Raw genomic sequence first — 20008 nt, 5'->3', positions numbered from 1 at the left:
CTGAGCTCAGCTGCCGGTACTGTGTCGCTCGCTCGCCGGTCGAAATACTTGAAGGGACATGGGGTTGACGCAGCCGCCTTACGGTCAGCAGCCGGGTGGACCCTATGGGCAGAACCCGAACCAGCCACCGCCGAACCAACCGCCGCCGTACCAGCAGCCCGGATACCAGCGGCCGGGTCAGCAACCCGGTCAGCGGCCGGGTGGTCAGCAGCCGGGTTATCCACAGCCCGGGTACCAGCAGCCTGGGTATCAGCAGGGTGGTTACCCGCAGGCTCAGGGCCAGCCGCCGTACCAGTACGCCGCGCCGTCCGTGGCGCCGCAGCAGGGCCAGGGGCTCGGCTGGGGACCACAGTTCGCCCCGCCACCCGGTCCGCCCGGCTACCCGCCCGGTCCTGGCTTCCAGCCGGGCTGGCAGCCGCAGTTGCCGCCCCGGAAGAAGTCCAAGGCGCCGCTGTTCGCGATCCTGGGCGTCGTCCTGGTCGGCGTCGTCGGGCTGTGGATCTTCGGCGTGATCAAGAAGAACGCCGACAACCACTACACGCAGCCGGTCTACACTGCGCCGACCATCCGGTCGACCGAGGCTCCGATCCCGACCACCGCGCCGACCGGCAAAGCGACCGGCAGGCCGACCGCCACCCGGCCGACCCAGGCGCAGCCGACCAAGACGGCGACCTCGCAGCCGCCCGCGCAGCTGTCGAACCAGGACATCGTCGCCAAGAACCGGCTCTACAAGACCGGTCAGATGCGCTCGGTGAACTGCAGGGAACCGAAGATCAAGCCGAACACCGCGGCCAACGCGGCGAAGTACTGGGCCGCGATCAAGCCGTGCCTGGACCGCTCGTGGGCGCGGCAGCTCGCGCTCGCGGGGTACAAGTTCAAGGCGCCGACGATGCTCTACTGGGCCGGCACCAGCGTGAACAGCCCGTGCGGTAACGGCCCGGTCGCGGTGCCGTTCTTCTGCAGCTCGAACCACATGATGTACATGAAGGTCGACAACTTCGTGAAGAGCTACAACGAGTACCCCTACGCGGACGCGAAGGCCTACGCGCGGATGTGGTACTCCCGCTCGATCGCGCACGAGTACGGCCACGCCATGCAGTCGCTGACCGGCATCCTCGAGGCGTCGTACGACATCCAGTACCAGCTGACGAACTACGACGACCGGATGCGCCAGACCCGCCGGATGGAACTCCAGGCGAACTGCTTCGCCGGCGTCTTCCTGGCCGCCAACAAACGCAGCTACCCGATCAACGGCCTGATGCTCCAGGTCTGGAACAAGTGGGTCGTCACGTCCGGTGACAAACCCGAGCAAGGCGACCACGGCAGCCCGTCCAGCCAGGCGCACTTCATGGGCCGCTCCTTCGTCACCGCCAACCCCGCCAGCTGCAACACCTTCGCCGCCTCCAAGAAGTACGTAAGCTGACGAATCGCCCGGCACGTCGTACAGTGCCTCGGTGTGTTGCTGCTGCGGCACCGGAATACGCAGCAGCAACACACCCATCAGCTCAGGTCTTCGGGGGCGGCCTGGCGCCAGGAGTCCAGGACTATGTCGTGGAGTTCGGCGGCGTCTTCGAGGGCGGCCAGGCGGGCGCGGACCCAGCTCGAGTGGGACTCGTGCGGGGGCACCCAGAACTTCTCCGGTTCGGCGGCGATCAGCTCGTCGCGCTCGAGCCGTGGGCAGCGGACGGCGAAGGACGTCTGGTCGTCGGGCACGGTCAGGAACATGCGGCCGGCGACGTCGAAGGTTGGGTGGCCCCAGCTTCCTTCTCGACCACCTGGGGCAGGGACAAGGCGGTTCGGCGTACGTCGTCTGCGTCTAGCACGACGACACAGTAATGGCCGGGACCGACAAGGCGGTCCCGGCCATTGAGAGAGGGTCAGCGACGGCGGCCCGGGAGGAGCAGGGCCAGTACTGCGCCCGCCGCCACGATTGCCGCTCCGACCCAGACGGCCGGTACCAGGCCGTCGACGTACTGCGCCGGGCTCGCATACGACCCGGCTGAGGCGAAGACGGAGGCCAGTACTGCGACGCCCATCGCGACCCCGACCTCGCGGATCGTGTTGTTCGCGCCGGACGCGACGCCCCGGTCGGCGTCCCCGAAGCTGGCCATCACCACGCTGGCCGACGGGGCGAAGGTGAGTCCCATCCCGACGCCGGCGAGGACGAAGGGAGCGACGTACGACCCGTAGGTGACGTCGGTGGTGGTGACCAGCGCCATCCACGCCAGCGCGGATGCCAGGAACACCTGCCCGGTCGCGATCAGCACCCGCGGCCCGACCCGGTCGACGACCAGCCCGGCGAGCGGTGCGACCACCATCGGCGCCATCGTCCACGGCAGCGTGCGCAGACCCGACTGCAGCGGCGTGTACCCCTGGACCACCTGGAAGAACTGCGCCAGCAGGAAGACCGACCCGAAGACCCCCACCGAGAAGGTGAACGCGGTCGCGTTGGTGACGCTGAACGCCCGCACCCGGAACAACCGCAGCGGCAACATCGGCGCCGGCGCCCGGTGCTCCCAAACGATGAAGGCGACCAGCAGCACAGCCCCACCGATCAAAGCAGTCAGGATCCGCCCCGACGACCAGCCGTCGTCCGCTCCGTGCACGACGCCCCACACGATGGCGAGCACCGAGCTCGCGGACAGCACCAGCCCGAGCAGATCCAGCTTCTTCGCAGCCCCGCGCGACTCGCTCAGCACCCGGGCCACCAGCGGCAGCGCGATCAGCCCGATCGGAACGTTCAGCCAGAAGATCCACTGCCAGTTGATCCCGTCGACGACCGCTCCCCCGACGACCGGACCAACAGCGACACCGAGGCCGGAGATGCCGCCCCAGATACCGATCGCCGCACTCCGCTGACGAGCCGGTACGGCGGCCGCCAGCAACGTCAGCGACAACGGCATGACCGCCGCCGCGCCGACCCCTTGGATCGCGCGAGCGCCGATCAGCATCCACGGCTCGGTCGCCATCGCGCAGGCCGCCGAAGCGAGCGTGAAGAGGGTGATACCGGCCAGGAAGATCCGCCGCCGGCCGAGCCGGTCACCGATCGCCGAGGCGGTCAGTAGCAGCGCGGCGAAGGACAGCGTGTACGCGTTGATGAACCACTGCAGGTCGGTCAGCGAGGCGCCGATCTCGGCCTTGATCACCGGCAGCGCGTTCGTCACCACCAGGTTGTCCAGCGTCACCATGAACATCGGGATGCCCACCACGGCGAGCACGAGGGCCAGCGAGCGCCGCACGGCGGGCTCACCGGCCGCCGGCGAGGCGGCGGGTTCGAGGGCGGTCGTGGTCATGTCCAGCTCCTTGTTGTTATCGACTGATAACTAGCGTCGGGACCAAAGTATGCATTGACTGATAACATGTCAAGCGACGACGAGAGGACGGATCATGACGAAGACCAGGCTGACCGCGGCCGAGCGCAGCGAAGAGGTGCTCCAGGCGGCCGTGGTGGCGTTCGGCGCCAACGGGTACGCCGGCACCAAGACCGACGAGATCGCGCGACTGGCCGGGGTCTCCCAGCCGTACGTGATCCGGCTGTTCGGCACCAAGCAGCAGCTCTTCCTGGCCACCACCAACCGGGTCTGCGACAAGATCGAGTCGGCGTTCCGGCGGGCCGCCGACCGCGAGCCGACGCTGGCCAGCCTGGGCGACGCCTACAACGAGCTGATGCCCGAGCGCGAACTGCTCGTCGTCCTGCTGCACGGCTTCGCGGCCAGCTCCGACCCGGCCATCGGCGAGACCGTCCGGGAGCGCTTCGGCCGGATCCACAAGACGGTCGGCGAGCTCACCGGCGCCACGCCCGAGGAGGTCACCAGGTTCATGGCCACCGGCATGCTGCTGACCGTGATGGCGGCCATGCAGGTGACCGGCGAGAACCCGATCTCCTGCGAATGGGCCACCGAACTACTGGGCAGCCTGAGCGGGGGCTAGCGGTCCCCCACCGACTGCCCGGCCGCGAACCAGATGGCTCCGGTCGCGGCCACCAAAGCCGCGACCGTGACGAACAACGAGCCCTGTACCTCGGCCCCGCGAACCACACCGGCCGCGATCGCCACCACCGGCCCGAGCACCATCGCAACCATTGCTGGTAGCAACCATTTGCGCAACGCCTCGCGACTGACCACGGCATACGACGGAACCTGCCCGGCGAACGCCGACGCCAGATGCACCACCAGCAAGGCGATCCCGGTCAGCACCAGCGGCAAGGTCAAGTCACTCGGCGCCCGCATCAACCACCCAAGGCAGACGACGATCATGAACAACAGCGGCGCCAGCGAATCCGGCAACAACACACAAGCGACCAACAGAAACGCCCCCGCGACCGGGATCGCATCCATCTGATCCCACGGCGCCAGCCCCGGCACGATGAGCGCCACCAGCCCGGCCACCGCGATCGCCGACCGCGCAGTCCAGGTCGCCACATTCGTCGCCTGCAACTGCGCCAGCCACTGGCTGATCCGGTCCGCCCCGCTCATGACCGCATCCTCGGCGCCGAGGCCACCCGCGCGGCATCCCGCAGTACCTCGTCCAGCGTTCCAGCCCCGCGCCAACCAACGGTCGGTACGCCGAGATCGCCCAGCCGGTCCAGCTCCGCCCGACGCTCGAGCAACCGGATCCGCCAGGCCAACGGCCAGGCCTTCGAATCGTGCTCCTCCGGATCGATCACGTCGCTCACATCCGGCGGCAGCGTATCGACCGCGATCACCGTGCACCCCGAGTGCACCAGCGTGACGATGTAGCCGAGCATCTCCTTGCGCAGCAGCGGACTCAGCACGATCACCAGGCTGTCGGAGCGGATCCGGTGCCGCCGAGCAAGCTGGTTCTCGTCCTGCTGACGCCCCCGCCGATCCGCGTGCACCAGCACGTCGAGGATCCGCCGCAGGTGGGACCTGCCGCTACCGGCTCGCACGCCGCCGACCGTAGTACCGGTGTCGATCAGTCGGACCCGGTCGCCGTGCCGCAGGTAGTGCTCGGCGATGGACGCGGCTGCGCGGACTGCTGTGTCCAGGCTGCTCGATCGGCCGTCGATGCCTTCGCTGATGCCGACCTCAGCGCCCGTGTCGAGCAGGATGACGACCTCGGTGTCGCGGTCGGACCAGGTCGACGTGACGTGTAGTTCACGCGTTCGGGCCGACACCTTCCAGTTGATCCTGCGCAAGCGGTCGCCTGTACGAAACGGCCTGACCCCTGCGAGCTCTGTCCCTTCACCGGGCCGCCTGGACCGGTGCAACCCGACCAGCCCGGCAGGACGCGGTACCGCGTCCACTGCCTCGAACCCATCGCGCAGTGGCAACGTACTGACGGCCTGAGCAGCAGCTGAGCGAACCTGGACCCGGTAGGCACCCAGTACGGACGTAGCGATCACGTTGGGCCGCTCTAGCTGCCGAAGTCCCCAACGCTCCGACCTCAGCCCGACCTCCAGCGTCACCGAGCCTTCTGAGACAGAAGAAGCCACAGCGGCCTGCGGCGGGTCGTAGCGGAACCACGGCGTCCGGACCAGCGCCATGACCACCAAGTCGACGTCAGGGTCCAGCCCCTCCGCCACCTTCAGCCGGTACGTCGTCGCCTGGCCCTCGAACAGCACGTCGGCGTCAAGCTCGGTCTCGAGCACCGGCTCCTCGTGCGGACGGAAGTACCGGCCCCACGCAGCCACGAAGGCCAGTGGCAGCCCGAGGACCGCCATGTCCGGTCTGCGAGCCAGCACAGCGATCAGCAGCAGGGGTGCCGCGACAGCGACCACCCTGACCTGCGCGTGTGTCGGCAGCCAACTCACTGCCGGGCGCCCGCGACGGTAGGCGGCGCAGGGACCGAGCCCAGGACAGTACGGACGACAGTGGCTCCGGTCACCTCATGCAGCCACAGCTCGGGTCGCACGGTGATCCGGTGAGCCAGCGCAGGAATGGCCACCGCCTTCACATCCTCCGGTACTACGTAGTCCCGCCCCTGGATGACGGCGTACGACCGGGCAGCGAGCAACAGGGCCAGCGAGCCACGGGGTGAGGCGCCCACGAGTACCTGGGAGTCGCGACGGGTCGCAGCGGCGAGCTCTACGCAGTACCGGCCAACGGTGTCGTCGACTGTGACGGTCTCGATCGCCTGCTGGGCCGCGAGCAGGCCGATGGCGTCGGTGACCGGCTCGACCTTCTGGTCCTCCGAGCGGCGGCTCATCCGGCGCTGCAGCACCTCCCACTCCTCGTTGGCTGTCGGGTAGCCGAAGGCGATCCGGAGCATGAAGCGGTCGAGCTGGGCCTCGGGGAGCGGGTACGTGCCCTCGTACTCGACCGGGTTGGCCGTGGCGAGCACGTGGAACGGTACGGGCAGCGGGAAGGTCTCGCCCTCCACAGTGACCTGGTGCTCCTGCATGGACTCCAGCAGCGCGGCCTGGGTCTTCGGTGGCGTCCGGTTGATCTCGTCGGCCAGCAGGAGGCCGGTGAAGATCGGACCCGGCCGGAACACGAACTGCGAGTCCCGCTGGTCGTACACGAAGGCACCGGTGACGTCGGAGGGCAGCAGGTCCGGAGTGAACTGGACCCGGCGGAACTCCAGCCCGAGCGCCTGTGCGAACGACCGGGCCGCCAGCGTCTTGGCCAGGCCCGGGTAGTCCTCCAGCAGCACGTGCCCGCCGGCCAGGATCCCGGCCAGCACCAGCTCGAGCGCGTCAGCCTTGCCGACGACCGCCTCGCCGACCCGGTCCAGCACCTTCCGGCTCAACGCCGACACCTCGCCGAGGCTCAGCTCATCAGTCACGGGTTCCCTCACAACTTCTCGATGGTCTGGACTGCCAACTCGATCTCCGCGCGCGTCGCGGTCCGTGCCTCGGTACCACTGATCAGGTCCCACAGTTGCTCGCCGGCCACCTCGCGGGCCCGGTCCGGCTCCAGCTCCGGGTCGACGCCGTGCCGGTGCACCAACCGGTCCACGGTGAGCTCCAGCAGCAGCGGCCGGATCCGGCGGGTGAACGTCATCGATCCCTCGCCGGCCCTGCGCTCCCGGTCCGACTCCTGGATCCAGGTCGCGAGGAACTGGGTCCGGTTGTCGCTGTGGCGACCACGGCGGGCCGTCAGCTTCTCGTCGTACCGGGCCGGCCAGGAGCTCTCCAGGATCTGCGGTGCGATCAGCCGCAGCACCAGGGAGCCGAAGCCGATCGCCAGACCCATCGCGACGAACCACAGTGGCCGCGGCTGGGTCCCGGCGAGCGCGAAGGCCGCAACCAGTATCAGGCTGCCGGCCACGGCGATCAGCAGATGCTGCACCAGCAGCTTGTCGAACGGCCCCAACCGCTGCCTCATGGCGCAGCCACCCCGCTGCCTTCCGACCCGGCCTCGGCAGGCTCGGCCGGCTTCCGACGGGCGATCGCGGCAGCCAGCTCGTCGCGCAGCCGCACCAGAGCGCCCCGCGCCTGCACCCGCGCCTCCTCAGTCGACCCGTGCGTCGAGTACCGCGCCTCGCGGTAGAGCTGCGCCAACCGGAGCAACTCCGGCTCGGAGATGCCACCAACCCCCAGTACTCGGACCACGAACTCGGCAGGCGTCTCAGAGTCCAAGCGCCCCACCCCTGCGGACGCAGCCGCTCTCTCGAGAGCCACCCAGCAAGCGATCACTCCGTCGGTCGCAGTACCGGAGTCAACCGCCGCCAGGCCCGACTCGACCGCTTCCGCGAGCCGGTCGACCTTCATCCGCTCCCAGGCCTCGCCGGAGCGCTCAGGCGTCGGCAACTCGACATGGGTCATCATCCGGTAGAGCGCGCGGATCAGGAGCAGTACGAGGATCGTCACCGCGGTGTAGAAGATGGCCTGCCACAGGAACTGGATCCAGGCCGGCTGCTTCACCGGCTTGATCTCAGGCCGCGGCGGGGCCGACCCCTGCTGCTGTGGGTTCCCCGTGGGCGGAGTGATAGTCGGGAGCTCCCGCGGTGCCGCCGAGGCGGTGCTCTCGCTGTACGGCCGGACGCTGCCGCCCGCGGAGGCCAGCACGACCAGTGCTACCGCGGCGACTCCCAGCATCAGGACGACGGCAACCGCCAACGCGCTACGACGGCTCGGCTGCATCCCGGAAGACTAACTCGCTGCTGGATCAGCACTGGTCGGCTGCAGCAACCTGCAACGGCTAGAAGCCGGTGTCCATCCAGGGCGCACGGGCAGAGACGAATGCCCGCGATGTCGCCTCCAGTGCCCCTTCGGTCTTCTCCTCGACCAGACCGGCCGCTCCGAGCAGCGCGAGAGACGGCCGGCCGAGGTAGACGGTCGCCAGCTCGCGTACGCCGAGCACGAGGTCCGGCGTACGGTCCGTCTTCTCGCAAGTTGCGCCCTTCTGGTTGCCGGTGAGGTGCCACGAGCCGGCATTCCACGGGAGGAAGTCGTCCTCGATGCCCAGGACAACGTCTACGTCCTCCGAGTAGGTCCGGGCGGCCAGCGCAGGGCCGACATCGGTCAGGCGGGCCCAGATCCCGTCCAGCGTCGTCGCGTGCGCCGCCCGCGGGTCTACGAGCAGGTAGAGCAGCGGGTCGTCGGACGGCAACTGCTCGTACTTCGTCTCGCTCAGCAGGTCAGGGTCGAGCAGGAACTGCCAGAGCGCGGCATGCGCGGCCAGGTCGCTCGAGTGCACCCTGGCGACATCGACGAACCCCTTGTCGGTACGCCGGGTCCGGTAGTGCGAGTAGCCGACCAGCTCGCCGTCGCGCTCGGCCAGCACGCAGCGCAGCGGCGAGGCGCCCCGGAGGTCGGTCACCACGTTGTCGTGCGTCACGTAGTACTGGAAGTTCTCGTTGTGCTGGAACATCCCCGGCCGGGTCAGGGCCTGGGCGTTGTGGAACGCGGCGGTCCGCTCCAGCGACTCCTGCGGGTCGGCGAACCGCACCTGCACGTCCTCGACACCGGCCACCTTGCGCAGCTCGCGGGAGGACTTCTTGATCGTGATCTCCTGATGATCCGACGCGAGGCCGTAGCCGAACCGCCCGTAGATCACCGGCTCACTCGCGGTCAGTACGGCGAGCGGCACCCCCGCGTCGCGCAGGTCGGTCAGCTGCTGCCGCATCAGGTCCCGCAGGATCCCGCGGCGCCGATGCGTCGCCACCACGCCGACCATCGTCACCCCGGCCGCGGCGACCTGCCCACCAGGGACAGTCATCTCGAACGAGAACGCCCCGGTATGCCCGACCAGCTCGTCCCCGTCCGCGGCGACGATGCTCCGGCCCGGCTCCCAGACCTTCTGCTCGGTCTCCAGCTGAGCCTCGCTCCAAGGGGCCGAGAAGGCCACCTCGATCAGCGCCCGCAACTTGTCCCATTCGCCGCCGTAGTGGCCGATACCGATCGTCATACCCCCTGCCTACCAGACGACCGAGCCACTCCGCCTCGGAGTTTCGGGAGGGCGCCGGCCGGCTGTCCCCATGCCGGCCGGCGCGTCTACCGGGTGATGATCAGAGCGTGATGGACCAGTTGGTGAGGGTGCCGGTGTCGCCGGGGCCGTTGTCACCGATGCGGAGGGTCCAGGTGCCGGCAGCGTTCTCCGAGCCGGTGGGGGTGACCGTGTAGGTCTTGCTGGCCGGCAGCGGGTGGCAGGTGGCGCCGCCGTAGCGCTGCAGGTAGTACCAGCGGCCGCTCGGGGAGACCACGCTGATGTTCAGGTCCTCGAGGCAGGTGTGGTTGCCCTCGACGGTGACCTGGAACGGGCTGCTGGCGCGACCGGTCGCGGTCGAGCGGATCGGGCTGACCGCCGTCTGGTAGTCGCGGATCGGGAAGTCGGTGCCGTTGGCGAACGTCCGGCCGCCGCTCGGTCCACCCGGCTGCGTCCGTGCGGTGACAGCCGCGCCGGCCGGAGACTTGTTGCCGGCGGCATCCTTCGCCTGGATGGTGAAGGAGTAGCTGGTGTCCGCCGACAGGCCGGAGACCGTCGCCGTCGTACCGGCGACGCTGGTCGCCAGGGTGCTGCCGTTGTAGACGTCGTACCCGGTCACGCCGACGTTGTCGGTCGACGCGTCCCAGGCGAGCGAGACGCTGTCGGACGTCGTACCGGTCGCGCGCAGGTTGGCCGGAGTGGTCGGCGCTTGGGTGTCGCCGCCCGGGTCCGGCGTACCGGTCAGCAGGGTGAGGTTCCACTTGGCCAGCGCCTCGTTGATGGGCTGGAAGATCGAGTTGCCCGCGTCGCCCTGGACACAGCTGCTGTTGCCGCCAGAGTGCAGTCCGACAGCCTTGTCGCCACGCAGCCACGCGCCGCCGGAGTCACCACCCTCGGAGCAGGCGCTGGTCGTGGTCAGCCCGTCGACCGTGACGTTGCCGTAGTTGATCGACTGGTTGATCGCGGTGACGGTTCCGCACTCCCAGTTGGGCGCGGTGTTGCCGGAGTGGCAGACCGCGTCGCCGACGATCGCGTCGGCCGAGCCGCTGACCGTGACGGCCGGCGAGCCGTAGGTGTTGACGTTCGGCGAGAGCGTCCAGCCGGTCTCGGTCACCGCGACCACGCCCATGTCGCCTTCGCGGGCGTTGATGCTGTGGGTGCCGCCGACGTTCGACGTACCGAGCTTGTTCGCCTGGTTGATCGCCCCGTACGCCGCCTGGTCGGCGTCGTTCGTGCAGTGCCCGGCGGTGACGAAGAACTTGTTGCCCTGAGCATCGGTCGCCGGGAACGCGACCGAACAGTACGTCTCACTCCCCGGCCACCACGGATCACCCGGGTTGACCTCACCGGCCTGCTGCTCGACCTGAGTGTTGACCTGCACGACCTGTACGCCGTCACCGAGCCCCCGCAGCGCCCCATACGCACCACGAGCCCGTACTACGACCTTGTTGCTGACCGGGTCGATTCCCCAACTCTGCAGGCCACTCCCGCGATCCGCCCGGGTGATCTTGTCGACCTTGGCGAGCAACGCGTCCAACTGAGCCTGACTACGGCTGACCAACTGCGGAGTAGCGCCCGCCTGCCGGACCTTGGCCGCCTCGGCCTCGTTGGTCACGGCAACCATCAACTTGCCATCGGCGATCCACCGCCCGGCCTGAGCCGGAGACTTCGGCAACTTGTCCGATACCTGGTGCAGTACTGCCTGCTGCTGGACGACCGTGGGCGTCGGCTGCTGGTTCGCGCTGGCCGGGCCGCCAACCGTGACGAGTGCCGCGATCGCGGCCAGCGTCGCCGCCGAGCCGATCGTGGCGGCCATCATTCTGCGCCTTTTCATCAGTGGTTCTCCTTGAATTCTCCGGGGGAGGTCAGGCCGACCCTAGAGACGAATTCAAGGCACCGATATCGGTCGTACTGTTTTCACAGTTAAGGCTACAGCCTTAACACTTCACTTTACTTTAGTCGGCCCAGCGCCAGCGGAATCCGTACCGCCCGGGCCCGAAATTCAGCGCGACCCCATGGACGGACTCCAGTGGCTCAACCCGCACGGCCACCTCGTCCGCCTCGTCCAGCTGGGAGTAGCGCACGCAGTCGACCGGCAACCGGTCCGGATCGAAACAGACCTCCAGCACGAACTCGCGGACCGGCAACCGGAATTTCCGCTCGTAGTTCGTGGCCGGCGGATAAGGCGCGGAATTCACCAGCTCGTGCTCGGTGATCACCGTCTCGCCTTTCCGCAACGGCCGGTCGAACAGCAATTCCGCGACCAGCAACCCGTCGGCCGGCCGCAATACCGTCCGGCCCAATCGGCAATGCCGTAGCGGCCGGATCTCGGGCAACGCGCGATCGTGCTCGTCGAGGTGCATGATCACCACCCAGCGGTCGGGTCCGTCCGCTTCGGCGCGCAGTACCTGGCGCGAGTGGTACGACCGCTCGCCACCGTCGGCGCCGACGAACACCCGGTCGTGCTGGCTGATCCGGGTCAGCCGCTCGTCCCACTTGATGTCGACCTCGCTGACCGCATCCTCGACGGCATCCGGCCGGGCCCAGAACGCGGCCACTTCAGGGGGTACCGGCACGGTACTGAGCCAGCGCCCCCGCCTGCGCGGCGGACCGACCGAGTCCGTCAGCGTCCCCGCCGGGACCTCCAGCACGGTCTCCAGCAGTTGAACAGCCGCCAGCGAATCCCGTCGCTCCGGCCGGGATCGTCCCGACTGCCAATAACTCAGCGTCGCGAGACTGACCGAGATCCCCTGCCCGCGCAGCCGATCCCGGATCCGCTCCAGCCCGAGCCCGCGCGCACGGATGGCCGCTCGCAGTACCACCGCGAACTCATCCGTTTGCACCACTGGCTCCGGCATAGTCCGCACCTTAGTTAGCAGCCCAAGGCAACGGAAGACATCAGGGCCTTAACAGTTAACTGTGGAACAGCACAGTCAACTCCGCAGCTGGGCCGCGTCCACGCTCGGCGGGGTGCCGAACAGGCGGCGGTACTCGCGACTGAACTGCGACGGGCTGTCATAACCCACGCTGTAGCTGATCCGGGTCACATCGTTGGGCTGCGTCGCCAGCAGCAGTCGCGCCTCCTGCAGCCGGATCTGTTTCTGGAACTGGATCGGGCTCATCGCGGTGACCGCGTGGAAGTTGCGATGGAACGCGGACACGCTCAACCCGCTCGTCCGGGCCAGATCCTGCACCTTGAACGACTCCCGATAGTGATCGCGAATCCACCGCACGGCCCGCGCCACCTGCGTGAGACTGCTGTCCGCCAACCCGAGCTGCCGCACGAGCGCGCCCTGCTCGCTGACGATCAGCCGCCAGAGAATCTCCCGCTTCACCAATGGCATCAGTACTTCGCGATCGCGCGGCTGATCCAGCAACCGCAGCAACCGTACGACCGCATCCAGCAAGTCCTCCGGCGCCTCGGACACCGCCAACCCCGGCAGAGCCGCCTTCGAACAGTGCGGCAGATCCGCCGACAGCAACAGCGACGCGATCTCGGCCGGATCGAGCTGCATCCCGAAGCTCAACGCCGGCTCGTCCGGGCTGGCCACCGTGAACCGCCCGGTGATCGGCATGTCGACCGAGCAGATCAGGAACTGGCCGGCCCGGTAGTCGTACACCCGATCCCCCAGCGCCAGCGACTTCCGCCCCTGCGCCATCACCGCGAGCACCGTCCCGGTCATCGACGCCGTCGGCGGAGTCGGGTGGTCCGAGTGCGAGATCATCACCCCGTCGAGGTCGCTGCCCCAGTCCGGCCGCGCATGCCGGGCCATCAACGCGCGCAACTCCACCAGCCCGGCCATGACTCCGATTGAAGCACTCGGCACCACCCCGAGTCTCACCAGAAGCAGAATCAGGCAAGGATGCGCCACCATCGTTCTAACGCTCGATAGCGGCCCGGTGGTCGGATGGAAGCCATGAAGACACTTCAACTGGGAACCGATGGACCGATCGTCAGCGCGCAGGGATTCGGCGCGATGGGCATCAGCGTCGGCTACGGCGACACCGATCTGACCGAGGCCCGGGCGACCCTCGAGCACGCCTTCGAGCTCGGCATCACGCTCTTCGACACCGCCGACGCCTATGGGTTCGGCGAGAACGAGCGCTTCCTCGCGCCCTTCTTCGCCGCGCACCGCGACGAGTTGGTGATCGCGACCAAGTTCGGCCTGAACCGCGCGCCTGATGGTGAGCTGACCATCCACAACGACCCCGCCTACCTCCGCGCCGCCGCGGACGCGAGCCTGCAGCGGCTCGGCGTCGACGAGATCGACCTCTACTACATGCATCGGCGCGATCCCGCGGTACCGCTGGAAGAAATGGTTGGTGCGATGGCGGAACTCGTTGCCGCGGGCAAGGTCAAGCACCTCGGCCTGAGCGAGGTCACCGCCGACGAACTCGCCACCGCGCACGCGATCCACCCGATCGCCGCCGTCGAGTCCGAGTGGTCGCTGTTCAGCCGCGACATCGAGCGCCAGGTCGTGCCGGCCGCGGCCCGGCTCGGGATCGCGATGGTGCCCTACTCGCCGCTCGGCCGCGGCCTGCTGACCGGCGTCAACCACGTCGACCCGAAGGCCACCAACGACGTCCGCAACACGATGTCGCGCTTCCAGGGCGCCAACGGCGAGGCCAACCAGGCGTTGCTCGAGCCGCTCCGGAAGATCGCCGAGACCCGGCAGGCAACGGTCGCGCAGGTCGCGCTCGCCTGGGTCCACCAGCGCACGGCGGTCTGGGGCACGTCGGTCGTACCGATCCCTGGCACTCGTAGCCGCACGCGGGTCGAGGAGAATGTCGGTGCTGTCGGCCTCACCCTCGACGACGCCGAACTCGCCGCCCTGGAGCCGATCGCCGCGGAGGTCGCCGGCGCTCGCTGGGACGACCCGAGCTTCATCTCTTCCGGCCGCGAGTAAACCTCACGCTTCAACCCAGGTCTCAAGGTTCCGTTGCTTTGCCGGGCCTACGGGCAGCATGCAGCTCATCGCAACCTTAAAATCTTGCATCAAGCTCCTAGTTTCAGAGGCATGAGACCAGCTGTGTCTGTGAAAGGCCTGGGCATGACGTACCGGGCGCCCGTCCGCGAGGCCGGGCTCCGGTCCGCCCTCCGCTCGGCCGTCCATCGCCACTACCGCCACATCGAGGCGGTCTCCGAGCTCACCTTCGATCTGCACGCCGGCGAAGTCGTCGGCTTCGTCGGCCCCAACGGCGCCGGCAAAACGACCACGATGAAGATCCTCTCCGGCATCCTGCACCCGACCGCCGGCGAGGCCCGCGTCCTCGGCCACGTCCCCTGGCATCGCAAGCACGACTACCTCAAGCAGATCGCGCTCGTCCGTGGCAGCCAGCCGATCGGCGGCCCGGCCGAGCTCACCGTGATGGATTCCCTGCGCTACCAGCAGATCCTGTACGAGATCCCGAAACCCGACTTCCGCGCCAACCTCGCCGAGCTGGTCGAGCTGCTCGACCTGGACTCCCTGCTGGACAGGCAAGTCCGCGCCCTGAGCCTGGGTGAGCGGATGCGCGCCGGACTCGCCATCACGCTCGTGTACCGCCCGAAGGTGCTGTTCCTCGACGAACCCACGATCGGCCTCGACGTCACGGCTGCCGCCGCCCTCCGCCGCTTCATCGCCGGGTACGCCGTACAGTCCGGCGCCACCGTCTTGCTGACCAGCCACTACGTCACCGATGTGGAGTCGTTGTGCGAGCGGGTGATCCTGATCGAGGAGAGCCGGGTCCGCTACGACGGCTCCTTTGCCTCCTTGGACTACTTCGATCGCGAAGGCAACCGATGACGGCGGCCGTACAGCCGATCCGGCTCGTCCGCCTGCTCAGGCTGGGCATCTGGCGCAACTCGGTCCAGTGGTGGAGCCTGCGCTCCTTCGTCATCACGCTCGTGATCGGGCAGGCGGTCACCCCGCTGCTCGGCCTGCTCGTCTGGTCCTCAGCCTTGCCCGGCAACCCCGGAATCACCTCGTACTACGTTGTGCTGCTGGCCGTACAGCTGCTCACCGTCTCGTACGAGCACCACACGCTGGCCAACGAGATCTACGGCGGCGAGTTCGCGGCCGAACTCGTCAAGCCACGACCGGTCGTCGTCGACCTTCTCGCCACCAACCTCGCGATCCGGCTCTGGCACCTGCTGTTCGGGCTGCCATTGATCGTCCTCGTCGGACTCCTGGCGTCTGTTGATTTGGCCTTGCCGCAGCTGCTGCTTGCTTTGCCGGCTGTGCTGCTCGCGGGGTCGATCCGTTTCGTCTTCACCTACACGCTCGCACTGACGGCCATCTGGACGCAGCGGGCGCACGGTGCTGTCGGGATGGGCGAGACGCTGATCTTCCTGCTCGGCGGGACGGCCGCGCCGCTGACCTTCCTGCCTGGGTCATTGCAGGAGGTCGGTCGGCTGCTCCCGTTCTGGTCGATGCTCGGTGCGCCGGCGGAGATCGCGGCCGGCAATCTGTCGACGCCGGGAGTCGTGGGGGCGTACGGCGTACAGGCTGCGTGGCTGGTCGTGCTGACTGGCCTTGCAGCGGTTGTCTGGCGACTCGGGGTCCGTCGATTCACGGCTGTGGGAGGGTGAGAATGGTCAAGACCATCAGGCTTTTCGGGGTGCTGTTCTCGATGTCCGTCCGGCGGAGCGTCACGTTCCGGGCGGATCTGTTGTTCGAGTTCGTGGTGACTGTTGTCGCGGGGGCTGCGTCGCTGGCTGCGCTTGGGGTCGTCTACACGCGGACGGACAGTCTCGGCGGCTGGTCGGCGGGTGAGGCGATCGCGCTGCTGGGGACCTTCCAGATCGTCAGTGGGTTGCGGGCGGCGCTGGTCGAGCCGAATCTGCAGTGGTTCGGCGAGCAGGTGAAGAACGGGCAGTTCGATGCGTTGCTGATCCAGCCGGCGCCGGCGATTCTGCTGGCCAGCCTGGGGACGTACGCGCCGCTTGCGCTTGTTCAGGTGGCGTTGGGGTTCGGTGTCGTCTTCTACGGCCTTGCCCATGCGGCGGTCGGCGTCACTGTGGCCGGCGTCGTCGGGTGGCTGATTCTCGTGGTGACCGCGACGATGCTCACCTGGGCGACGCGTGTGCTCTTCTCCTCGGTGGTCTTCTGGGCGCTCGGTCTCAGCCTCGACGTTGTGTACGACGCGGCGTGGCAGTTCGGGCGCTATCCGGTGCAGCTCTACGCGACGCCACTGCGGTTGCTTCTGAGCTATGGGTTTCCGGTGGCTCTCGTCGCGACGGTGCCTGCTGATGTGCTGGCGCGGGGCGGCGGGCTGCTGGCGTTGCCGGTGAGTGTGGCCGTTGCGGGTGGCGCTTGCGGAATCGCCTTGTGGGTCTGGCGGGCGGGGCTTCGCCGGTACACGAGCGCTACCAGTTGACTGTCCGTGGGCTCGGTTACGTTGGCTGCATGATGACGGTGCTCAGGAAAGAGATGGACGGATTCGTCGCGTCTGGTGCCTTGCCTGGTGCCGTGATCGGGATCAGCTCCCCTTCGGGCGAATGGATCGAGGCGGTCGGGAGCAGCGGGCCGGGTGGGGCGCCTTTGCCGGCTGATGCGGTGGTGCGGATCAGCTCGATGACGAAGCCGCTGACCGCTGCGCTCACTCTTCAACTCGCGGCTGACGGTGTGCTTGCCTTGGATGCTCCGGTCACTCGATGGCTTCCTGAGCTCGCTCACCGCCGGGTGGTTCGCCGGCTCGACGGTCCGGCGGACGACACGGTGCCCGCTGAGCGCGAGGCGACGGTCGAGGACCTGCTGACGATGCGGCTCGGATTCGGGTTCGCCTTCGAGGTGGACTCCTGCCCAGTGGCTGATCTCGCTGTCGCGCGTGGGCTCGGGATGGGGCCGCCGCTGCCGTCGGCCGTGCAACACACGCCTGACGAGTGGATCGCACAGTTCGCCACTCTCCCTCTGATGGAGCAACCTGGGCGGCATTGGCGGTACGACCTCGCCTACTCGGTTCTCGGGGTGCTGCTCGCACGCGCCGCGGGGAAGCCGCTGCCTGCGTTGATGGCCGAGCGGTTGTTCCAACCGCTGGGAATGGTCGACACGGGGTTCTCGGTGCCGGTGCGGGCCCGTGAGCGGTTGATTCCTTGCTTCACGAGTGGCGACGACGGACTGGTGGTTTTCGACGGTACTTCCGACAGCGACTGGCTGGAGCCACCGGTCTTCCCGCATGCCGGTGGCGGCCTGGTGTCGACAGCCGCCGACTACCTGCGCTTCGGACGCCTACTCCTCAACGGCGGCAGCCTGCCCAGCGACGGGAGCCCGCCCGGCGAGGGCGACCCGCTCGATGGCGGGAGCCTGCCCGGTGGGGCCGACCCGCTCGACGGCGGGAGTCTGCTCAGTGCGGAGGCGATCGATGACCTGAGTCGTGATCACCTCGGCGAGGAGCAACGCAACGGGCCGTCCGCGTCGATCTTCCTCGACGGCGAGGGCTGGGGTCACGGCGTACAGGTTCGGCTCGATCCTGCGCTCCCACGGCGGTACGGCTGGGGCGGCGGGCTGGGGACAACTTGGTACAACTTCCCCGACCACGGTGTGACCGCGGTGCTGATGACGCAGCACCTGCCACCGCTCGGCGAGCCGATCCTGCACTTCTGGAAGACGCTCGACGATCTCCTCGGGGCTGCCTGACCGGGGCGGTGGGGTGGGGAAGAAGTTGCACAGCCGACGCGCGCAGCTATGCGGGGACGCTCGGGTGAGCGCACTATGGGTGGAGAGCAACTATTCCCCGGTACTGCGCGGAAATCTCCCGGTCCGGATCGAGAACTCGTCCACCCCCGGCTCTTTACTGATGAAAACCGTTTTCATATAGTGGAGGCATGGCCGCCCATCGGAAGACCCCGCTGACCCTGCTTACCGGACTCTCGACCACGCTGCGGGAGCCTGTCCTGGAGGCCATGGTCGACGCCACCACAGTGGCCGTCGTCGTGGACCAGGACGAGTTGCCCGGCCGGGGAGTGCTCACCTGGAAGGTGTTCGACCAGAGCGGCCCGATCGACGCGGGCGAGTTCAGCGTGGGCGACGACTGCGGCGCCTGCCAGCTGATCGAGTCGCTGCTGCCGCTGCTGGAGACGCTCGTCGCGCGGGAGCACTGGCAACACGTAGTACTGGCGACGCCACCGGCGATGGAGGCTCGGTCGCTGGTCAATGCTCTGGTTGCGACGATGCCCGAAGTACAGGTCGACACGGTGACCTGCGTGGTCGACGCGGTGTTGCTGGTCGAGCAGTTGTCCGGGGACGAGTTGCTCGACGAGCGCGGGCTCGCGCTCGGGCCGCCGGATCGGCGCAATGTGGCGGAGTTGACCGCACGCCAGGTCGAGTACGCCGATGTCTGCGTGCTCGCGAACGCTCATCGCGCCAAGGCGCCCGATCGCTTGCACCACTTGCTGCAGCACCTCAACCCGCGGACGACGGTCGTCAACGCGGACATCACCGGCGTACCGGCCGGCAAAGTCAGCCGTCTCGGTCTCTTCGATTTCGCGGCCGCCGAGGCCTGGGCCGGCGAACTGGCCACCGACTCACGCCTCCAGCCAAGCGGCGACGGCGTAACCACAGTCCTGTGGCGCTCAAGCCGCCCACTCCACCCCGCCCGCCTCAGCGAAGCGCTCGAGGACATCGTCGAAGACGTAGTCCGCAGCCGAGGCGTCGTCTGGCTCGCCAACCGCCCAACCCAACGCGTCCGCTGGGAATCCGCCGGCTACAGCGCCTCCCTCGGCACCCTCGGCGAATGGTCCGAAACCAACCACCTGGCCGAGTGCACAGTCGTAGCCACCGGCGTAGGCCTGGACCCCGCCCGCCTCCAAGCAATCCTAGACAACTGCCTACTCACCGAATCCGAACTAGCCACCCTCGACTGGCAATCCCTCGAAGACCCCTTCGCAGGCGTCCTCTAGTCGCGCGCGGCCGCCAAGTGCGCGGCCGCAGCCGCCTGCAAGTGATCGAGGTCCGACGACACCGTGGCGAAGGTGTAGCCCTCGGCCAACCGCTGAGCCGCTTCGGTGCCGCTGTTCGTGTGAATGCCGGCCGCAACCCCAGCCGCGGCGGCAGTCCGCGCGATCAACTCGATCGCGGCATCGAATGTCTCGGCGACATCCGGATCGCCCGGGTACTTGCCACCGATCCCCAACCGAAGATCCGACGGCCCCACGTAGATCCCGTCCAGCCCGGGCGTCGCACAGATCCCCGCGACGTTCTCCAGTGCCTGCCGGGTCTCGATCATCGCCAGTACGACGGTCGCCGCATCAGCCTCCGCCGGCACCGGCCCGATCCGCAATCCCGATCGCGCCGGCCCGTACGACCGGATCCCGCTCGGTGGGTACCGAGCCGCCTGCACGGCCCGCAACGCATCCTCGGCCGTGTCGATCAGCGGCACGATCACCCCGGCCGCCCCGGCATCGAGCGCCCGCCCGATCGGGGTCGCGTTGTTCGCCTCGACCCGCACCAACCCCGCAGTACCGTTGCCTGCGGCATCGATCGCCATCAGCCCGTCCAGCAACCCACGCTGGTCGATCAACCCGTGCTGGCCGTCCAGTACGACGTAGTCGTAGCCGGTCAACGCGATCCGCTCGGTCGCCGCGGGCGCGTTCATCATCACCCAGTAACCGAGCGTGGTCTGCCTGCTGCGAAGCCGATCGGCGAAGTCCTTGGACGTCATGCCCCGCAGGCTATACGCCCAGCCGTACCGGCCCG

At 68.3% G+C, this 20008-nt stretch carries 20 protein-coding genes; 8 read left to right on the top strand and 12 right to left on the bottom strand.

All coding sequences use genetic code 11. The features are described from left to right. The first annotated feature begins 64 nt into the window (after positions 1-64). Positions 65-1423, top strand: coding sequence for a neutral zinc metallopeptidase (locus ABD116_RS39675; protein WP_343983294.1), 1359 nt, complete (start codon positions 65-67; stop codon positions 1421-1423). A 77-nt stretch (positions 1424-1500) separates the two neighbouring features. Here ABD116_RS39675 and ABD116_RS39670 read toward each other — a convergent pair whose 3' ends face one another. Then, complete coding sequence (locus ABD116_RS39670; RefSeq protein WP_343983291.1) at positions 1501-1713, bottom strand: hypothetical protein; 213 nt, start codon at positions 1711-1713, stop codon at positions 1501-1503. A 164-nt stretch (positions 1714-1877) separates the two neighbouring features. After that, the gene (locus tag ABD116_RS39665; RefSeq protein WP_343983288.1) at positions 1878-3293 is read right to left on the bottom strand and encodes a DHA2 family efflux MFS transporter permease subunit; all 1416 of its coding nucleotides are present in this window, start codon (positions 3291-3293) and stop codon (positions 1878-1880) included. 94 nt (positions 3294-3387) lie between these two features. Between ABD116_RS39665 and ABD116_RS39660 the strand changes: the two genes are divergently transcribed. Continuing rightward, complete coding sequence (locus ABD116_RS39660; protein ID WP_343983285.1) at positions 3388-3930, top strand: TetR/AcrR family transcriptional regulator; 543 nt, start codon at positions 3388-3390, stop codon at positions 3928-3930. Here the strand turns inward: ABD116_RS39660 and ABD116_RS39655 are convergent. The 9 genes from ABD116_RS39655 to ABD116_RS39615 all read right to left on the bottom strand — a co-directional run bounded on the left by ABD116_RS39655 (position 3927) and on the right by ABD116_RS39615 (position 13135). Beyond that, on the bottom strand, positions 3927-4475 hold the full coding sequence (locus ABD116_RS39655) for a hypothetical protein (RefSeq protein WP_343983283.1): 549 nt from the start codon (positions 4473-4475) through the stop codon (positions 3927-3929). The two genes, ABD116_RS39660 and ABD116_RS39655, sit on opposite strands and share 4 nt — an antisense overlap. Continuing rightward, positions 4472-5740: a DUF58 domain-containing protein gene (locus ABD116_RS39650; protein ID WP_343983281.1), complete on the bottom strand. Its 1269-nt coding sequence runs from the start codon at positions 5738-5740 to the stop codon at positions 4472-4474. The genes ABD116_RS39655 and ABD116_RS39650 overlap by 4 nt, the downstream gene beginning before the upstream one ends. A gap of 29 nt (positions 5741-5769) precedes the next feature. Further along, positions 5770-6747 carry an AAA family ATPase gene (locus ABD116_RS39645; RefSeq protein WP_343983279.1) on the bottom strand — a complete coding sequence of 326 codons (978 nt, stop codon included), beginning with the start codon at positions 6745-6747 and terminating at the stop codon, positions 5770-5772. A gap of 8 nt (positions 6748-6755) precedes the next feature. Continuing rightward, positions 6756-7289, bottom strand: a complete 534-nt coding sequence (locus ABD116_RS39640) for a hypothetical protein (RefSeq protein ID WP_343983276.1) — start codon at positions 7287-7289, stop codon at positions 6756-6758. Beyond that, the gene (locus ABD116_RS39635) at positions 7286-8047 is read right to left on the bottom strand and encodes a DUF4129 domain-containing protein (RefSeq protein WP_343983274.1); all 762 of its coding nucleotides are present in this window, start codon (positions 8045-8047) and stop codon (positions 7286-7288) included. The genes ABD116_RS39640 and ABD116_RS39635 overlap by 4 nt, the downstream gene beginning before the upstream one ends. Before the next feature lie 58 nt (positions 8048-8105). Then, positions 8106-9314 carry a GNAT family N-acetyltransferase gene (locus ABD116_RS39630; RefSeq protein WP_343983271.1) on the bottom strand — a complete coding sequence of 403 codons (1209 nt, stop codon included), beginning with the start codon at positions 9312-9314 and terminating at the stop codon, positions 8106-8108. Between the two features lie 100 nt (positions 9315-9414). Further along, positions 9415-11166, bottom strand: coding sequence for a proprotein convertase P-domain-containing protein (locus ABD116_RS39625; RefSeq protein ID WP_343983269.1), 1752 nt, complete (start codon positions 11164-11166; stop codon positions 9415-9417). Between the two features lie 121 nt (positions 11167-11287). After that, positions 11288-12190, bottom strand: coding sequence for an XRE family transcriptional regulator (locus tag ABD116_RS39620; RefSeq protein WP_343983267.1), 903 nt, complete (start codon positions 12188-12190; stop codon positions 11288-11290). 75 nt (positions 12191-12265) lie between these two features. Beyond that, complete coding sequence (locus ABD116_RS39615; protein WP_343983265.1) at positions 12266-13135, bottom strand: AraC family transcriptional regulator; 870 nt, start codon at positions 13133-13135, stop codon at positions 12266-12268. 114 nt (positions 13136-13249) lie between these two features. Between ABD116_RS39615 and ABD116_RS39610 the strand changes: the two genes are divergently transcribed. The 6 genes from ABD116_RS39610 to ABD116_RS39585 all read left to right on the top strand — a co-directional run bounded on the left by ABD116_RS39610 (position 13250) and on the right by ABD116_RS39585 (position 19212). Continuing rightward, positions 13250-14239 carry an aldo/keto reductase gene (locus tag ABD116_RS39610; RefSeq protein WP_343983263.1) on the top strand — a complete coding sequence of 330 codons (990 nt, stop codon included), beginning with the start codon at positions 13250-13252 and terminating at the stop codon, positions 14237-14239. A gap of 111 nt (positions 14240-14350) precedes the next feature. Continuing rightward, the gene (locus tag ABD116_RS39605) at positions 14351-15118 is read left to right on the top strand and encodes an ATP-binding cassette domain-containing protein (RefSeq protein ID WP_343983260.1); all 768 of its coding nucleotides are present in this window, start codon (positions 14351-14353) and stop codon (positions 15116-15118) included. Beyond that, positions 15115-15903 (top strand): ABC-2 family transporter protein, encoded by a 789-nt coding sequence (locus ABD116_RS39600; RefSeq protein ID WP_343983257.1) that lies wholly within the window; start codon positions 15115-15117, stop codon positions 15901-15903. Before ABD116_RS39605 ends, ABD116_RS39600 begins: the two co-directional genes overlap by 4 nt. 2 nt (positions 15904-15905) lie before the next feature. Then, positions 15906-16691, top strand: a complete 786-nt coding sequence (locus tag ABD116_RS39595; RefSeq protein WP_343983254.1) for an ABC transporter permease — start codon at positions 15906-15908, stop codon at positions 16689-16691. A gap of 29 nt (positions 16692-16720) precedes the next feature. Further along, positions 16721-17950, top strand: coding sequence for a serine hydrolase domain-containing protein (locus ABD116_RS39590; RefSeq protein WP_343983251.1), 1230 nt, complete (start codon positions 16721-16723; stop codon positions 17948-17950). 188 nt (positions 17951-18138) lie between these two features. Further along, positions 18139-19212, top strand: a complete 1074-nt coding sequence (locus ABD116_RS39585) for a CobW family GTP-binding protein (protein ID WP_343983248.1) — start codon at positions 18139-18141, stop codon at positions 19210-19212. Here the strand turns inward: ABD116_RS39585 and ABD116_RS39580 are convergent. Continuing rightward, a complete protein-coding gene (locus tag ABD116_RS39580; RefSeq protein WP_343983245.1) occupies positions 19209-19973 on the bottom strand; it encodes an HpcH/HpaI aldolase family protein in 765 nt (254 codons plus the stop codon). The genes ABD116_RS39585 and ABD116_RS39580 overlap by 4 nt on opposite strands. Positions 19974-20008 lie beyond the last annotated feature (35 nt).

Origin of the sequence: Kribbella koreensis (assembly GCF_039525325.1) — a bacterium.
In the GTDB taxonomy this organism is placed as follows: domain Bacteria; phylum Actinomycetota; class Actinomycetes; order Propionibacteriales; family Kribbellaceae; genus Kribbella; species Kribbella koreensis.
Note: the sequence above shows the minus strand (reverse complement) of the source record. Positions and strands in the feature narration are given on the sequence as shown.

What these genes read in the sequence shown, in the direction of transcription:
- ABD116_RS39640 (WP_343983276.1), bottom strand. Translation starts at nt 7,289, where the DNA reads ATGAGGCAGCGGTTGGGGCCGTTCGACAAGCTGCTGGTGCAGCATCTG.
- ABD116_RS39635 (WP_343983274.1), bottom strand. Translation starts at nt 8,047, where the DNA reads ATGCAGCCGAGCCGTCGTAGCGCGTTGGCGGTTGCCGTCGTCCTGATG.
- ABD116_RS39585 (WP_343983248.1), top strand. Translation starts at nt 18,139, where the DNA reads ATGGCCGCCCATCGGAAGACCCCGCTGACCCTGCTTACCGGACTCTCG.
- ABD116_RS39620 (WP_343983267.1), bottom strand. Translation starts at nt 12,190, where the DNA reads ATGCCGGAGCCAGTGGTGCAAACGGATGAGTTCGCGGTGGTACTGCGA.
- ABD116_RS39600 (WP_343983257.1), top strand. Translation starts at nt 15,115, where the DNA reads ATGACGGCGGCCGTACAGCCGATCCGGCTCGTCCGCCTGCTCAGGCTG.
- ABD116_RS39630 (WP_343983271.1), bottom strand. Translation starts at nt 9,314, where the DNA reads ATGACGATCGGTATCGGCCACTACGGCGGCGAATGGGACAAGTTGCGG.
- ABD116_RS39665 (WP_343983288.1), bottom strand. Translation starts at nt 3,293, where the DNA reads ATGACCACGACCGCCCTCGAACCCGCCGCCTCGCCGGCGGCCGGTGAG.
- ABD116_RS39610 (WP_343983263.1), top strand. Translation starts at nt 13,250, where the DNA reads ATGAAGACACTTCAACTGGGAACCGATGGACCGATCGTCAGCGCGCAG.
- ABD116_RS39660 (WP_343983285.1), top strand. Translation starts at nt 3,388, where the DNA reads ATGACGAAGACCAGGCTGACCGCGGCCGAGCGCAGCGAAGAGGTGCTC.
- ABD116_RS39655 (WP_343983283.1), bottom strand. Translation starts at nt 4,475, where the DNA reads ATGAGCGGGGCGGACCGGATCAGCCAGTGGCTGGCGCAGTTGCAGGCG.
- ABD116_RS39615 (WP_343983265.1), bottom strand. Translation starts at nt 13,135, where the DNA reads ATGGCCGGGCTGGTGGAGTTGCGCGCGTTGATGGCCCGGCATGCGCGG.
- ABD116_RS39590 (WP_343983251.1), top strand. Translation starts at nt 16,721, where the DNA reads ATGATGACGGTGCTCAGGAAAGAGATGGACGGATTCGTCGCGTCTGGT.
- ABD116_RS39605 (WP_343983260.1), top strand. Translation starts at nt 14,351, where the DNA reads ATGAGACCAGCTGTGTCTGTGAAAGGCCTGGGCATGACGTACCGGGCG.
- ABD116_RS39595 (WP_343983254.1), top strand. Translation starts at nt 15,906, where the DNA reads ATGGTCAAGACCATCAGGCTTTTCGGGGTGCTGTTCTCGATGTCCGTC.
- ABD116_RS39580 (WP_343983245.1), bottom strand. Translation starts at nt 19,973, where the DNA reads ATGACGTCCAAGGACTTCGCCGATCGGCTTCGCAGCAGGCAGACCACG.
- ABD116_RS39625 (WP_343983269.1), bottom strand. Translation starts at nt 11,166, where the DNA reads ATGAAAAGGCGCAGAATGATGGCCGCCACGATCGGCTCGGCGGCGACG.